Below are 14,980 nucleotides of genomic sequence, written 5' to 3' on the forward strand. Positions count from 1 at the left end.
ATATTCTTCTCTTCAAAAAGGCTCTATAGTCTTACGGAGTATGTTGGTAACTAGCTATATCATATGTATTTGTTGCCATATTACTAAAGTGGTGCCGTGCCCGGAAGATGAAAAGTTGTGCTGCTGCTTTCGAGTCTAGAAGCGAATCTTATTGAGCCAGGTATGCTCCGTCTACTGCATAATAGGCACCTGTTACAAAAGAAGCTTTTTCAGAACTTAGCCAAAGCACGAGCTCTGCTACCTCTTCTGATTCTCCCAGTCGTAGGCGAGCCAGCATTTCAAAGGTTTCCTCTGTCATACCAGCCTCTGTCAGGAGTGGAGTCTTAATGAAGGCAGGACCTACGGCATTAACACGTATACCCTTGGAAGAATACTCCAGCGCACCATTCTTAGTTAGCCCCACAGCGCCATGTTTGGCAGCTACATAAGCTGCTGAATTTGCAAAGCCTACCTGGCCAAGTATGGAGGAATTGTTCACGATGGCCCCGCCACCATTCTGGAGCATTTGCTTTATTTGATAGTGCATACAGTAGAAAACACTATTCAGGTTAACTGCAATTACTTTATTCCAGCCGGCTATACTCATCTCGCCAACAGGGTTTGCCTCACCGCCAATGCCTGCATTATTAAAAGCTATGTCTAGTCAGCCATACGTCTCTACTGTCTTTTTAACAAGGTTCTCACAGTCTTCTGGCTGCGCCACATCTGCTCTTACAAATATCGCTTTGCCTCCCTGGTTTAGAATGGACTCTACTACTTCCTTGCCTTTGGTTTCGTTGATGTCTGAAACAACGACGCTTGCGCCCTGCTGGCTGTAAAGTATGGCTGTGGCCTCGCCTATACCCGAGGAGGCTCCGGTTACGATGGTTACTTTTCCTGCTAATTGCTGATGTGAGTTCTTTTCTATTGCGCTGTAGGTGTTACATTATAGACGGTGTAAAAATCGTCACCTGATGTTTCCAAAAGAATGATAATAATCAGCTGTGGAGGTGCTTATTGTCAGAATTTCAAAGACTTGAGATGAGGAAGGCGCATAGGTATAGTATACAGTAGCTTACACTAAGATCATGCACGGGTAGTATGCGTAAAGAAAGGTGATTATGTACATCTTAAAGTACTGTGTTTTAAGACCTGAACTGAGGGAAATAAAAAGGTCGGACTAATCTATAAACGTTATGAAAAGGAGGAACAAGAGTTATGAAAGCTACTGCTAAATTGTCGCTGCTTTTATACTTACTGTTGTTAAGTACAACGCTTTACGGTCAGCAAAAAGAGATAACTTATGTTGATCTGGTAAATCGGCTTACTGATCTAAAGGCTCTTGCCCTACCTCCGGTAGAAGGTGAGAAGAGCGCTATGTGGTCGAGCTATGACAGGCGAAGCAAAATAGATGAAGCTACCGGTGAGTTTATAGACTGGAGCGCCAACAACGACGGCCTGGACCCGCAGTATATACGGAAGGAGGGCAATAACATGGTGCTTGCAGAGATGGAAGGTCCAGGTGCTATGGTACGTATGTGGTCTGCCAGTCCGGGTAAGGGGCGTGTAAAAGTATACATTGACGGGCAGGAAGTGCCGGTAATAGACCTGCCGTTTATTCAATACTTTGATACAACTTCTATTCCTGCCTTTGGCTACTCGCAATTGGTGTATGAAACTGCCGCAAGAGGCTTCAACAACTATGTACCCATTCCTTACCAGAGGTCTTGTAAAATTGTAGCGGAGCCGGAGTGGGGGCAATATTATCACTTCAACTACATCAGCTTTCCGAAAAACACAAAAGTCGAAGCTTTCAACCAGAAGTTGACGAGTCAAAATAAAGCAGCTTTGGCCAAGGTGAACAACTTCTTTCAAAACAAGTTAGGTGAACTTTCATATGAAGTCACAAAAGGTGTAACGAAGAATGTCTCTGAGAAAATAGCAGCTGGCGAATCCAAAACAATCACACTTAAAGAAGACAAGCCATATATGCTCTTAAGGCTCAGGTGAAGGTGGCAGATGATCAGCGCCTGGATGAGGCTTTGCGTAAGTTGATATTGCAAATCCGCTGGGATAATGAGGAAGCGCCTGCCGTATGGTCTCCCATAGGAGATTTCTTTGGTTCTGCGCCTGGGTACAACCTATATAAAACCTTACCTATGGGTATGACCAAGGAAGCAATGTACAGCTACTGGTACATGCCCTTCGATCAGTCTGCCACCATTACACTTACCAATCATTTTGACCAGCCTGTTAGCCTTAACCTATCCATTGGGTTAGAAAACAGAAGTCGGAAAGACAATAATTTCAGCCGTTTTCATGCAAAGTGGCACCGCAACCTGGAGTCCATTTCTGACTAAACCCGCTGGCCAGACTGGACGGTACTGGAAACAGAAGGGCGGGGCCGCTTCTTAGGTATGTCTTTGATGGTCTGGAACCCGAAGGGCGGCTCCTGCAAGCAGTATGGGGGCGAAGGCCACTGGTGGTGGGGCGAGGGAGACGAGAAGTTTTTTGTAGATGGAGAGACTTTCCCGTCTACCTTTGGTACTGGTACTGAGGACTACTTTGGTTACGCCTGGTGTATCCCGAACTATTTTACCCGCGCTTTTCATAGCCAGAGCCACACCGAAGACAACATGGGCTACCAGGCCTTGAATCGCTGGCAGGTGATAGATAATGTGCCCTTTCAGAAGTCGTTCAGGGCATACCTGGAAAAGTACTTCCCGGATAAATGGCCTACGCAATATGCCGTCACTGCTTATTGGTATCTGAATAAAGGTGGGGTAGACCCTATCAAGCCCACACCTGTAGCTGAGCTGTATGGTTTTGAAATTCCTTACCAGGTTTACCGCAAACCTGGCGTTATAGAAGGGGAGAGCATGCAGATCGAAGATAACTCAGGTGGATGGGCCACAACAGATGTGTTTGCGGATGAAAGGATATTTGACCGAGTAAGCGGCCATAAAATACTTTTATGGCACGGAGATCCTAAAAAAGAAAACAAGCTAACCACTACGTTCAAAGTTGATAAACCAGGTACCTACAGCGTAAAAGCGCAGGTGGTAAAGTCTCCTGAAGGAGGTAAGTTTGGAGTGGCGCTAAATGGGCAGCAGGTAAAGAAAGAACTCAACTTTAAGTCTGAAGTAGCCCCAGGTAAAGCAGAGGTAGTTGACCTTGGCACCTTTGAGCTGAAGCCAGGAAAACAGGTAATGGAGTTTAAGTGGATTCCGGCAGAGGGCTTCGGGGAGAAAATGATGATCGACTACATTGATCTGAAACTTATGTAAAAAGCAAAAACGGCCATTGTTGTGGGGCTGGAAGATCCGAAGCGGTTAGCCTATACTAATAAAAAAATCCCTGCCGCTACAAGAGCGGCAGGGAAGGTTAGGCTTAGTTTATGTTTGTTTAAGGTGAGCCAATATGTGTACTGAGAGCAGGAAAGCAGTAAGCTGGTCCCTGCTCCAGCAAGGTTAGTCTTAAGCTACAACATTTATGATTGTCTCAGAGAAGCGCTCCATTTCTTCTAACTGAGGGCTGCACTGCAGCAGGAAAAAGTCTACTCCTACAGCCTCAAACTCTGCAATACGGTCCTGTACCTGGGCAGGTGTACCCAAAAGTCCTGAGCGCAAGCCACGGTTTGATACAGAATAATCCTGCAGGGTAAGCTGTCGCTCTAACTGCGTACCCGAAATCCACTGCTGCATATTTTTAAAACCAGCATTAGACTCTTTCACATTAGTGATGCGGTCTATTTCCTGCTTTACCTCCTGCTCAGAATTACGGATAATGCTGTAAGCAGCAACTCCGAACTTCATTGGAGGCAGTCCCCATGCTTCGCGACGGCGCTTCATGTCGTCGATACGCTTACCGATGAGCTCAGGCGAATCGCCGTGCATGACGTAGCCATCGCACTGCTTGCTGATGAGCGTCTTAGCAGCCTCTGATTCACCACCTGCATAAATGAAGGGCTTTTTCTTCGGCTTTGGCTGTAGTACGTTGTCATCTACTTTGTAGTACTTGCCTTCGTAGGAGAAGTGATCCTGCTCCCAAACACCTGTGACCACGTTCAGCCACTCTTTTGTGCGGGCGTAGCGGTCATCGTGCTCTTCAAAGTGTAGTCCATACTTGGTGGCCTCATCCTTCCACCAGGAAGACACTACGTTCAGGGACAGCCTGTCGCCACCGATCTGTGCTATGTTAGCTGCCTGCTTGGCAAGTATAGCCGGGTTATGAAAGGTAGGTCGTACGGCTACCATTAGCTCCAGTTTCTCTGTTACTGCCGCTAGTGCCGCTGCCGTTGACCAAGCTTCCAGAGATGGTGCCTGTTCGCCTTTAATATCATTCAGGAACAGCTCAGCAATCAGGGAAATGCTGTAGCCCCAGTCTTCGCTTCGCTGCGCCAGCTTTTTTACATAATTCCAGTCCGACGACATACTTTCGTCTTCTACGTTTCGAAGCCAGCCGCCAAATACCGGTAACCAATATCCGTACTCCATGCTTATACCTCCTCCTTCTTTAGCTGAGCTTTCTCTGCAAGGAAGTCAACAAGTTTAGCGTGGGGGTTAAAGCCGATCACATTAACAGCATCAGCCACGAAGTTAGAAAGGGCATTCACATCGTAGTAGTAGATCTGGCCGTCACGGTCATCTACAGTATACTCAATGCCTCCAACGTCGATGCCAGCTTCCTGCACAATGCGCTCAATAGCGTCAATTACTTCCTGCTCAGGTGTAAAGGCTTCTACTTTCATGCCGTTCTTAGGAGCATCGATAGCACATGCGTTCCGTACCAGTTCTTTACCACCGGTAGTCTGGCAGATGTCGGCAGGGCAGAGGTTAAAGCTTTCGCCGGAAGTATAAACCTTGATGGCATACAGAAACTTGCCTCCCAGAGTCTCCACACGGTTAATGTGGCCACCACGAGCAGGAATAAACTCCTGTACCAGGGCAGTGTGGTCTATACCTAAGGCTATTTGACCAGAGGTTACAGCCAGTGCTAACTCCTCCTGAGAGTCGAAACGAGTAATACCTGCACCGCTACCACCAATGTTGGCTTTTACCACGATAGGGAAGCGAAGTCCTTCAGCAGCCTTTACAGCCTGCGAAGCATGGTTGATTACGCGGGCTTTCGGGTAAGGCAGACCCAGTTTCTCCAGCAGTGACATTTGCAGTGCTTTCGAAGTTTCGTACTGGAATGCTTTGTAACCATTAATGACGGTTACACCTTTTGCCTCCAGGTGTGCCAGCAGGTTTAAAGTATAGAAAATGCCTTGCTCGTTGTTGCGCAGGTAAGCAGAAGGGCTCATGCGGTTGAAGAACAGGCTGTAGTTCTGCTCCGGAGAAGCAAGGTCATAAGTATGTTCTGCTGCATTCAGGCGCTCAAAAGCGATGCCACGAGCATCAAGCTCGTTAAACAAAGGGCGGAACCACTCCTGGTGCTCATGAAATATAGCTATTGGTCTTTCTGATTGATTAGTCGACATAAGTCTGAGTTTAAAGTATAAATGAGTTTATAAGGGTTCTTAAGGACTTCCTGCAGCATCAACCTGGCAGGAAACAGGCTACTAAAATGCTTGGGGCTCAGGGTGTAGCATTGTTAGGATCTTTCTGCAGCAAGTGCAAAAAAGACAAAGCTATCCCTTGGGGCTACGTGTAAGAGGTGTTATGGCCTAAATAGAATTATTGCGACAACAGCTCTTGCAGCCGGGCTAGCAACAACAGCAACAACAAGTATGAGAATAGATAGAAGATGAACCGAAAGAAAGTGATGTAATTCGGTTTTGTAAGTTACCCGTAAGGTTGTAAGCTGAGATTTTCATGTTAACCAATTTATATCCCCTAAATTTTTTAGGCAGGAATTAGCACCTGGTTTAGTAACTGGTTGCTAGAAGTTCTTAGAGCCTGTTCTCTCCCTTCTTCTTTATAAATCAAATACGGTGTAGGTATTATGACTTTACGGTTGCAAAGTTGCAAGCAGAATTTTTTATTTCCAAATGTGAGGAAAAAAAATGTAGCTACATCAATCTTGTTAAGCCAAAATTCACTCTAAATGAAAAAGTAATTATGGCTTTTACTCCTGCTTTATTGATGCCTCTTCTATTTCTTTCAAGGCTTCGGCTCTTGGTTCGGCCAGGGCTGCCTGCATATCCTGTTCTTCTATCTGCTGGTTAACTCCTTTGGCCTGTTGCACCAGTGCTTTGAACAGCCTGCGGTGTAATTTGCTCTGTGGCAGGTATTCAGGGTGCCATTGCACGCCAATCATGAAATCCTGCACGGTATGTTCTATGCCTTGCACTACCTGGTTTGGTTCACGGGCAACTATGTCGATTGCTTGACCAGGCTCTTTCACAGCCTGGTTATGCAGCGCATTTACCTCTAATTGTTGTGTTCCTAATACGCGCTCCAACTTACTTCCCGGCTTTATGTGCACTTTCTTCACAGGAAACACACTCGCAGGATTAGGTTCCTCCATGTAAAATGAGTTTATACTTCGGTAAAGCGTTCCCCGGAAGTATACGTTCATTAGTTGGGCTCCGCGGCAAATGCCCATAACCGGAAGTCCTTTTTTTGTGGCCTGGTCCAGCAGCTGAAACTCCAGGTGGTCACGTTCACGGTCCAGGCCAAAAGACAGCTTCCGGCTCATGAGCTTGCGCACAAAAAAGACTGCCGGATACCACACCCACCGGACGAATCGGCCCACGCGTCGGAAAATGTTTTTGTTGGGCTGCCTTAGCGTTTGTTGCAGGTAATCATCTATCACATGTTCCTGCTCATAAGTGCTGGGATCCACATCGGCACCGCCGCCTATAATCAGGGCCTGCAGGCCGTCTGCAGTACGAGGTCTGGAAGGAGTGATACGAACAGGCCATCCACCAGCAAGCAATACCGACAGGGCGGTGAAGAACCAGGCAGCGCCTCCTCCCTTGTCAGGTCCCGTTATACCGATGGTAGGTCTGTTGCGGTCTATCTTATACTTTTGCTTTAGTAGGTTAGCCATTGTTCTGTTCTTTTAATCCATCTGCTCTCGAATCCGACAAGGGTGTCTTCTTTCAAGGCGATGTACTCCTGGCAAAGTTGGTGCACTTTTTCCCGGTTGTAAGCTAGTTCTTCTATGAATACCCAGTTGTTCCATTCCTGGGCCAGTGTCCAGTCGGGCTGCGCAACGGAGCTGTTGGGAAGCCTGTAATGGAAAGTTTTCCGAGCCTTCACCTTGCCTATATCAGAGTAGCTTTCCAGCAAATCGTTTCTTAAGGCAGCAAACAACGGGTACAAGTCTAATGGGCGGTTGCGGTCCGGGTTATATACATGATAATCTTGTATAAGCTCAGATAGATCTGGGTGGTAAGAAGTATTTAATGCCAGCTCCACATACTCGGTAGGGTATGGGTTTATAAACGGGCTCATTTTACGAGCCAGGTCAGTCTTGCCTTTCTGCAGCAACCACGGGTAAAGCAGAAGAAAAGCGCGTAAGTAGGTAAGTATAGTTTCGACGTCGGCAGCAGGTACCTCTACATTAATATGGGTGCCAAATGCATTGGTAATAAATGATTCTGTTCCTTCCGCACGGCGGTCGTAAAGAGCTTTTCTAAGTTTTTCCAATTGGTCCAGTTTAGTGCAAGGCACAGGGGGGCAGGCAATCTCATTGGGAATCACCTTCGATATGATACTACTCAACGTTTCTTCTACCTCATCCTCTAGCGTACCCGAACCTAGTTTAACATCTTCTATATGAATATTGAAAGTTTCGAACACACTTTTGTAGCGCTTCTCCGTGAGTAGCGTTAAGTCGAACTCCACAGTAAAATCGCCGAGCGATGTTCCTTTTACTTTCTGCTTAAACCTGTTCTTTTTCTCTATTTCGCCCCCGTAAAGATCTTGTATAAGCTGTGCTGACTCCTCAACACCCACATTAGTATATTCCAACTCGAATCCCACTGTTCGGGCCTCTCCATTTTCGTTATGCAGGATAGGTGGTTGCTTAAATTGCATAGATTAAAGATTCTAATGTTTAAGTTAAAACGTCAAATACCAGATTCAGTTATGATTTAAGGTTTTAGCCGGAGGAGAAAGCTATGCTAGGCTTTTTAAACTCTTGCTCTGTACGTTCCGCAGAGGTTTGATTTTTGGCTCTACCACTGCCAGAATGAGCATGTAGGATAACCTGCCTTGCTACAAATGGGTAAAGACATGTCTGTAAACCATATATGCTATTTTGATACTCAGAAGAATTTCAGTTTTTATTGTTTTTTTAAGCCTGCTGGGATGTGCCAGCCCTAACCTGAAGGAGAGGGGCTTCGTAACGGAGCAGGCGATGGTGGTGTCGGCACATCCGCTGGCCTCGGAAGTGGGTGCAGAAGTGATGAGGCGAGGTGGGAATGCAGTAGATGCAGCTGTTGCCGTGCAGTTTGCGCTGGCCGTTGTGTATCCGGATGCCGGAAATATTGGAGGTGGTGGATTCCTTGTTTTGCGGCAGCAGGATGGAACAGTGGACGCGCTGGATTACCGTGAAAAAGCTCCTGCCGCAGCACACCGGGACATGTACCTGAATGAGGAAGGGCAGGTAATTGAGGGCCTAAGCCTGAAGGGGCATTTGGCTGCTGGTGTACCAGGCACGGTAGACGGCATGGTGCAGCTGCATGAAAAGTATGGCAGCATGCCTTGGCATGAACTGGTGCAACCGTCTGTTGAGCTTGCCGCAAAAGGATTCCCCCTTACCCAGAAAGAAGCTAAAAAGCTTAACGAGCAGCGTAAGGATTTCATAACGTACAGTACCCAAAGGCCTGAGTTTATACTTAAAGACAACTGGCAGGAGGGAGATATTCTTCGGTTGCCAGACCTGGCGCGTGTCCTGGGGTTGATAAGGGACAATGGACGTGCAGGATTTTACGGAGGCCCAACGGCAGACCTGATAGTGGCAGAGATGGAGCGCGGCGGCGGTATCATCAGCAAGCAAGACTTGGCAGCCTACCGTGCTGCTTGGCGTGACCCAATTACGCAGCAGGTAGGAGAGTATAATGTTGTTTCGATGCCTCCACCATCCAGCGGTGGCATCGCTCTGATACAGTTACTCACTATAGCTGAAGAATATCCTCTGGAGGAGTGGGGATGGAATACGGTAAAATCGGCACACCTGATGGTAGAAGCCGAGAGAAGGGTATATGCCGATCGTGCGCAGCATTTAGGAGACCCTGATTTTTATGATGTTCCTGTGGAAGGGCTGTTGGATACTGCCTATATCAGTAGCAGGATGACAGGTATTTCCTTAGAAAAGGCAACCGACAGCGATACTGTATCGGCAGGAGTTCCGGCACCGCCCGAAAGTCCTAACACCACCCATTATTCTATTGTGGATGCGCAGGGTAACGCTATTTCTGTAACTACTACCCTGAACAGCAGCTTTGGCTCCAAAGTGTTTGTAGGCGGAGCAGGCTTCCTGCTCAACAATGAAATGGATGACTTTAGTGTGAAACCTGGCCACCCTAACAGTTATGGCTTAATAGGAGAGGAAGCTAACGCCATAGCACCTGGCAAACGTATGTTAAGCTCCATGACACCAACTATTCTGGAAAAGGATGGAGAACTGTATATGGTGGTGGGAAGTATGGGCGGTTCAACCATCATCACTACAGTCTACCAGATTATCCTAAACGTTACCAGGCATGGGCACACCATGCAGGGTGCTATAAGTGCAGGGCGTTTCCACCACCAATGGAAGCCTGACTGGATCTTGTCAGAATGGGGGGCACTGGGTGCTGGCACTGGCTTAGGACTATGGTTAAAGGGCCATAAGATAGCTCCAAAAACCGGTGGTATTGGAAGAGCCGCGGGTATTTTGGTGTTACCGGACGGCAAACTGGAGGGTGGCGCTGATCCTAGAGGAGACGATGCAGCAGCAGGTTTTTAGGTAGTGAAGTGATTTTAAATATTCAGCCCCACCAAACCTACATTTGGTGGGGCTGAATATTTAAAAAGTATGACCAGTAGTTTTCAGAGCAGCCTATGCATAAGACTGCTGCAGCCTGAAGAACAGCTTTGAGATCGGGATTAGCATGATACCTGCCAAAGCAAATGCTACAAATGAAACCTTCAGGTTGAAAGCATGTGCCAGAAAGCCAATCATAGGCGGACCAATCAGCATCCCTACAATACCAAAAGTGGCAATAATAGAGATAGCGATACCTGGTGAGTACTTCTGTGAGGCTCCGGCCAAAGTATAAGTCATGGGTATAACAGAGGCAGTACCAAAGCCAACAAGGGAGAAGCCGATCATGGCAGGCCAGAAGCTTGGGAAAATGATGGAAATAGTGATGCCAGAAAAGATCAGTAATGCGCTTAGCATATACGTGGTAGCCATACCTATTCGATCAACTATACGATCCGATACAAACCTGGAGAATGCCATAAAAGACATAAAGGTCAGGTAGCCGGCAGTAAAAACCTCCTCATTTACCACTTGCTGAAAGTAAATGCCACTCCAGTCGAACATACCACCCTCGCAGACTGCAGCAAAAAACACCAGGAGTCCCAGGTACAAGATGTAGGGGTCAGGTTTTCCGAAGGCTAGCTTATTGCCAGAAGTGGAGCGGTCGTTTCGGAGCAGGAAGCGGTAAGAAGCCAACCCTGTAAGCACTGTAATGATAGATACAGTTAGCAGGTGAGGAAGCATGCCCACATTTAGGGAAACAAGCAGCGTGGTAAAGGCTACACCAACAATACCTCCTGTGCTCCACAAGCCGTGAAATGACCCGTTTATCTTCCTGTCATACTGTTTCTGTAAAGTAATGGCCTGTGTATTCACCGCAATGTTAAAGATGCGCATACTCAGGGAGAACAGGAATAAAGTTACCACCAGGGCAAAGACTGAGTTGGCCAAAGCGATAAACAGCAGGCATACAGAGTTTATTAGAAAAGCAACGGACAAGGGTATCCTGGTTTCTAATTTAGACACCAGCCAGCCGGATAAGGGTAAACCAATCAGTGAGCTGACGGGCATGGTCAGCAGAACGCTGCCCAACTCCGCCTCATTCAGGTCAAGAGCATTCTTGATGGTAGGAATACGGGAGGCCCAGCTGGAAAAATTGAAACCGGCCAGGAAGAAGTATACACTAAGTGAAATCCTTTGTTTATTTATTAATTGCATGGTAGTCCTTTACTGGGGCGCAAAGATGCGCATAATATTTCCTCAACAGGTGTTAACTTTTATTTAAGCCTGCTTAGGAGGTAGTAATAAACTCATGATGTCAGATGGGGTAGTGCCAGATCAAGTCCCCCACGGGTAAAGGTCTGGTGGCTCGTTTCGTACTGAAATCTCTTCAATAGGATGGAGGGCATTCGTTTTGTCAATGTACAGGAAGGCATCATAGCGCTTGGGTATGATGGAGGGCACATAATTGCCTAAATGCTCCAGCTCCGGATTATACACTACGCCAATGGCCCTGTGGCCTATCGGCCGCTTCAGGTGCTTTTGATCCTGGAGGTCCTTCGAAAGTATAATCTTGTTGGTTGGGCTAAGTTGATGTAGGATCTGCTCCCAGCTACCTTCTGTGGCAGGTGGCATTTGTATGCTCTTGATAGGAGCACCCCAGCCTCCGGCTGCTATCACAGTGCCGCTGTAAGACCCGAAACCAACTATAAAAACATTTTCCTCTCCATACTCTTTCCGTACCAGTTGGCCCACATTCACTTCACCCTGGCTTGCCATGTCGGTGTAGCGGGCGTCACCTACATGGGTATTGTGCTCCCAAACAATAGCCTTGGAGCCTGGTCCATAAAAGCTTAGCAGGCGCTGCAGGGTCTGCGTCATGTGTTGGTCCCTTATGTTCCAGGAGGCGGTGTTGCTACTCACGGCTGTGCGGTAGTATCGCTCTCCGTTATAGGCAACCAAGGCATTCTGCTCTGCCACAAACTGCTCCTCACTTTTGGCTTCTCCACTGGTTTTGCTCAGTTTCTGTACTTCTCTCCAGAGCCGGTTAGTTTCAGCTCTGCAATTAGCGTCAGCGTTGGCTACAGCCTGCGCGTACTGCATGGCATCGGCACTATAAGGCTGAAAACACTGGTGCACCTCTTGGGCCGCTTTCACCAGCGAAGGGTTCTGCTGTATATAGGGCATCAGCTCTGTCATCGACTCCCAAAGGCAGTATACATCCAGACCAAAGAAACCTATCTTGGAGGTATTGATCACAGTCTGGTTATATTGGTTAAGCCAGGTAACCAAAGAGGCTACCTCGTAATTTCCCCACATCCAGGTAGGCCATCTGTTATACTGTTTTAGTAGGTTTACGGCGGCCGCACTATCCTGAGCTTCTCCCTTGATAAACTGGTTCACCCTGTAAGAATCAGCCCACTCGCCTTCAACTGCAATAAAGTCAAAACCCTTTTCCTGTATGAGCCGCTTGGTGATGGCTGCGCGCCAGGTATAATATTCCGATGTGCCATGAGATGCTTCTCCTAAAAGCACAATACGCGCGTCACCGATCTCTTGCAAAAGCACATCCAGGTCTTGTTCGGTTTGCAGAGGGTAGTTGGGTATAGTAAGGGTTATGGCCTTATCAGCCCTCTGCCTCTGCTGTGCCGGCGCATCTTTGCAGCTTACCATTGGAAGAACCCACAGCCACAACAGACATAAAAATGCGACACTTCTTTCATTCATGTTATTCATACAGCACCATCCGGTAATTTCCCTAAAGTTTACTTTACTGGCGCATGCTTAGTTGCGAGTGCTTCTGCAGGTAATGCCCAACACATCAACTTATTCAGTAACAGTAACTGCCTGATAACCCGCGGAGGAATGGAGGTATAGCAATCAGTTCCATAATTCATACTGCAGCTAGTGCCACGACTTGCACCTCTGCCTGCTCCCACAGTGCAAGGCTCAGGAGCATTACTTTCTGCCTCTACAGCACAGAAACGGCTTTCTTTGCTTTTAAGATAGCACTATATAAGTATAGGTATGTATTGAGTAAGTACAATATTTGAAACCTTGATTGTTTAGACAAGTATTTATTTACACGCGAATAATACCCATTCAGGATGCTTTTGTAAAAGAAGGAATCCAAGAATAGTACGCAACGCTACCTTATGTTCCACATTAACTAGAAAAAAACTTAATATGCTGGCAATGACTTATAGGGGGCCTCAGCGGGTCCGCTTAGACCGAAATAAACCCATGCCCGAGATCCTGCATCCACAGGATGCGATTGTTCGGGTTACCCGCTCTTGTATTTGTGGCTCCGACCTGCACCTGTACAACGGAAATGTGCCTGATACCCGTGTTGGAGAAACCTTTGGCCATGAATTTATAGGTGTAGTAGAAGAGATAGGCTCGGATGTACATAAGCTGAAAGTAGGGGATCAGGTAATTGTGCCCTTCAACATTGCCTGCGGCAAGTGTACGTTCTGTAAGCAGGAGCTATACGGTAACTGCCACGAAGCTAACCCACAGGCCACAGCAGTTGGCGGTATATTTGGCTACTCACACATAGCAGGTGGCTATAATGGCGGACAAGCAGAATATGTACGTGTACCTTATGCCGATGTAGGGCCAACAGTTATACCAGCAGGTATGGATCCGGATGATGCGGTGTTGCTGACAGACGTGGTGCCAACAGGTTACCAGGCAGCTGAAATGGGTGGCATTCAGAAAGGCGATACCGTGGTGGTTTTCGGAGCCGGACCTGTAGGAATAATGGCAGCCAGATGTGCCTGGCTCTTCGGGGCAGGCCGTGTAATTGTTTTCGATAAGGAGGAGTACCGCCTGGAGTTTGTTAGAAATTATGCCCAGTGCGAAGCCTACAACTTTATGTCGATAGAAGACCCGGTGGTGTTCGTGAAAAGAACCACCGACTCACTTGGTGCGGATGTAGTGATTGATGCCGTTGGAGCTGAAGCAGCCGGTAGTGCCTTACAGACCTTTACCGGTAGAAAGACACTGATGCAGGCAGGTTCTGCCACAGCCTTACAGTGGGCTATCAACTCTGCCAAGAAAGGTGGCGTTGTATCTGTAGTAGGCGTATATGGCCCTACGGCTAACCTTGTGCCGATAGGCAATGCCCTGAACAAAGGTTTGACAATCCGAGGAAATCAGGCGTCTGTGAAGCGCTTGCTGCCGAAGATGATTGAGCATGTGCAAAACGGAATCATCAAGCCAAAGTCGCTTATCACGCACCGTGTGCCGCTGGAAGAGGTAGCAGATGCCTACCGTATTTTCTCCGATAAACTGGATAACTGTATCAAGCCGGTTCTTATTCCACCATCAGCCAGAATATAAAAAACATTATTATGGAAAACAGACCTGTAGATTATAATACAATAAACGGGTGGGGAATAGACGCGGATCCTAAAAACGATCCGACCTACCCGATGAGGAAGCGCTCCAACGAAAACCATGAAGGTTACAATTGGGACCGCCCACCTCTGCAACCAGTAAACATTGAAGTACTACACTCGATTGAGCGGCCAAACGTGACAGCTGTTTTTGGGACATCTGCGCCGCCAAGAGGCCTGAGTGGTATGATCCGGCGCTATGCATTTAAGTATGGCGAGGGGAGCTTTGCTCACTGGCTACCGCTGGTGCTCGCAGACCGTGTAGACGTTGTAGAGGGAATCATAGAAGACCTGAAGAGTGGGCATATCCCTAACATCTTTGCCGAAAGAGGTATGAAAGCACAGTGGAAGTATGACCGCATGGGCTTGCTTCAGAGTGTAGCTGTTGCGGCTGTCATAACCACAGCTGCTGTTGCCTGGTTTCGAAGAAAGTAGAGGCTTTTGCCTTAGACATACTCAGGCTTAATATTTTAAAGGAAAGGGTGCTCTTTTTAGGGCACCCTTTCTTCTTGTATGAGCTCTAAAGCCACTCTGATACATTTTTACACACCTGTTGCTGTACCTTAATTACTGTAAAAGAATTGTAAACAAAGCTATTTCGTCTGGTAGAATTTGTATACTTGTACGTGTGCAGTTTATGGTGCCAGTATCCTTCAAAAACGTATAGTTAAGGTGTATTT

10 protein-coding genes, 2 pseudogenes and 1 riboswitch are annotated in these 14,980 nt (G+C 47.3%); of the genes and pseudogenes, 5 read left to right on the forward strand and 7 right to left on the reverse strand.

Annotation, left to right across the window (positions count from 1 at the left end; all coding sequences use genetic code 11):
- Positions 1-148: 148 nt before the first annotated feature.
- A pseudogene (locus PKOR_RS14005) lies at positions 149-907 on the reverse strand (SDR family NAD(P)-dependent oxidoreductase).
- 290 nt (positions 908-1,197) lie between these two features.
- Between PKOR_RS14005 and PKOR_RS14010 the strand changes: the two are divergent.
- Complete coding sequence (locus tag PKOR_RS14010) at positions 1,198-1,989, forward strand: DUF2961 domain-containing protein (RefSeq protein ID WP_052738864.1); 792 nt, start codon at positions 1,198-1,200, stop codon at positions 1,987-1,989.
- A 2-nt stretch (positions 1,990-1,991) separates the two neighbouring features.
- Positions 1,992-3,266 (forward strand): annotated as a pseudogene (locus PKOR_RS14020) (glycoside hydrolase family 172 protein).
- A 189-nt stretch (positions 3,267-3,455) separates the two neighbouring features.
- Here PKOR_RS14020 and PKOR_RS14025 read toward each other — a convergent pair.
- From PKOR_RS14025 to PKOR_RS14040, 4 genes are all read right to left on the reverse strand, one after another.
- Positions 3,456-4,475 (reverse strand): LLM class flavin-dependent oxidoreductase, encoded by a 1,020-nt coding sequence (locus PKOR_RS14025; RefSeq protein WP_046311537.1) that lies wholly within the window; start codon positions 4,473-4,475, stop codon positions 3,456-3,458.
- Between the two features lie 2 nt (positions 4,476-4,477).
- The gene (locus PKOR_RS14030; RefSeq protein ID WP_046311539.1) at positions 4,478-5,461 is read right to left on the reverse strand and encodes an ATP-grasp domain-containing protein; all 984 of its coding nucleotides are present in this window, start codon (positions 5,459-5,461) and stop codon (positions 4,478-4,480) included.
- A gap of 343 nt (positions 5,462-5,804) precedes the next feature.
- Positions 5,805-5,907: riboswitch (SAM riboswitch) on the reverse strand.
- A gap of 141 nt (positions 5,908-6,048) precedes the next feature.
- A complete protein-coding gene (locus PKOR_RS14035; RefSeq protein ID WP_046311540.1) occupies positions 6,049-6,975 on the reverse strand; it encodes a gamma-glutamyl-gamma-aminobutyrate hydrolase family protein in 927 nt (308 codons plus the stop codon).
- The gene (locus PKOR_RS14040; RefSeq protein ID WP_046311541.1) at positions 6,960-7,967 is read right to left on the reverse strand and encodes an amidoligase family protein; all 1,008 of its coding nucleotides are present in this window, start codon (positions 7,965-7,967) and stop codon (positions 6,960-6,962) included. Before PKOR_RS14040 ends, PKOR_RS14035 begins: the two co-directional genes overlap by 16 nt.
- A 322-nt stretch (positions 7,968-8,289) precedes the next feature.
- On the opposite strand from PKOR_RS14040, the gene ggt reads away from it, so the two are divergent.
- On the forward strand, positions 8,290-9,882 hold the full coding sequence (gene ggt / locus PKOR_RS14045; protein WP_148561812.1) for a gamma-glutamyltransferase: 1,593 nt from the start codon (positions 8,290-8,292) through the stop codon (positions 9,880-9,882).
- Positions 9,883-9,975: 93 nt separating this feature from the next.
- Here the strand turns inward: ggt and PKOR_RS14050 are convergent, their stop codons facing one another.
- A complete protein-coding gene (locus PKOR_RS14050; protein ID WP_046311542.1) occupies positions 9,976-11,118 on the reverse strand; it encodes an MFS transporter in 1,143 nt (380 codons plus the stop codon).
- Between the two features lie 120 nt (positions 11,119-11,238).
- A complete protein-coding gene (locus tag PKOR_RS14055; RefSeq protein ID WP_235336412.1) occupies positions 11,239-12,627 on the reverse strand; it encodes an erythromycin esterase family protein in 1,389 nt (462 codons plus the stop codon).
- Between the two features lie 459 nt (positions 12,628-13,086).
- Here PKOR_RS14055 and PKOR_RS14060 point away from each other — a divergent pair, with 459 nt between their 5' ends.
- Together PKOR_RS14060 and PKOR_RS14065 are read left to right on the forward strand one after the other, a co-directional pair.
- On the forward strand, positions 13,087-14,244 hold the full coding sequence (locus tag PKOR_RS14060) for a zinc-dependent alcohol dehydrogenase (protein ID WP_046311543.1): 1,158 nt from the start codon (positions 13,087-13,089) through the stop codon (positions 14,242-14,244).
- A gap of 11 nt (positions 14,245-14,255) precedes the next feature.
- Positions 14,256-14,735: a hypothetical protein gene (locus PKOR_RS14065; protein ID WP_046311545.1), complete on the forward strand. Its 480-nt coding sequence runs from the start codon at positions 14,256-14,258 to the stop codon at positions 14,733-14,735.
- Positions 14,736-14,980: the final 245 nt, after the last annotated feature.

The sequence above is a fragment of the Pontibacter korlensis genome (assembly GCF_000973725.1).
Lineage (GTDB): Bacteria > Bacteroidota > Bacteroidia > Cytophagales > Hymenobacteraceae > Pontibacter > Pontibacter korlensis.